General features: G+C 62.4%; 1 protein-coding gene. It reads left to right on the plus strand.

The annotated features are described in order from the left end of the window. Positions 1-968: DUF4082 domain-containing protein (locus tag AC1DTN_RS37350; protein WP_477925137.1), on the plus strand; the 968-nt coding region annotated here is incomplete at both ends.

Consider the following 968-nt stretch of genomic DNA (forward strand, 5'->3'; position numbering starts at 1 on the left):
GGTGACGCGACCGAGAAGGGTGGCATTGCCAATGGTTCGGGTGGTGTGGTTGCGAGCGGCAATGTGCTGACCAACGACACCGATCCGGATGCCGGTGACACCAAGACGGTCACGGCCGTCGTCTTCGGCGCGACATCAGGCACGCTCGGTTCGGCACTGAACGGCACCTATGGCAGTCTCGTGCTCAGCGCATCGGGCGTCTATAGCTATGCCGTCAACGAGACCAATGCCGCCGTCCAGGCGCTGCGCCAGTCGACCAACACGCTGAGCGATGTGTTCAGCTACACGATGCGCGACGCTGCCGGCGCCACCGCCACGGCAAACCTGACCATCACCATCCATGGCGCCAACGACGCACCGGTGCTCGCCGTCCAGACGACCACTCAGAACGCCACCGTCGGCTCTGCCTTCTCCTTCGTGCTGCCGACCACCACCTTCACCGATGTCGACAGCACCGAGACGCTGACCTATACGGCAACTGCTGCCGACGGCACGGCGCTGCCCGCCTGGCTGGCCTTCAACGCCACGACACGGACATTCTCCGGCACGCCGACGACATCAGGCACTTACGGCGTCAAGGTGACGGCGACAGACCTCGGCGGCCTTGCGGCCAACGAGACCTTCAATGTCGCCGTATCGACGGCGCCAACGAGCTACAGCCTGTTTTCCGCCTCCAGCACGCCGACCCAGACGAACCTCAACGATGGTCAGCAGATTGAGCTCGGCGTCAAGTTCCAGTCGAACGTTGCCGGCGACATTACCGGCATCAAGTTCTACCGCAGCGCCAATGACAACGGACAGAATGTCGTCGACCTGTGGACCACGACAGGCACCAAACTCGCGACCGCCACCTTCACCAACACCACGGCGAGCGGTTGGCAGACGGTGAATTTTACAACACCTGTCACAATTGCCGCCAACACCAACTATGTCGCCTCCTATCACACGACAGGTGCCTATGTGGCGAC

This window comes from Rhizobium sp. 01T444 (assembly GCF_056398305.1).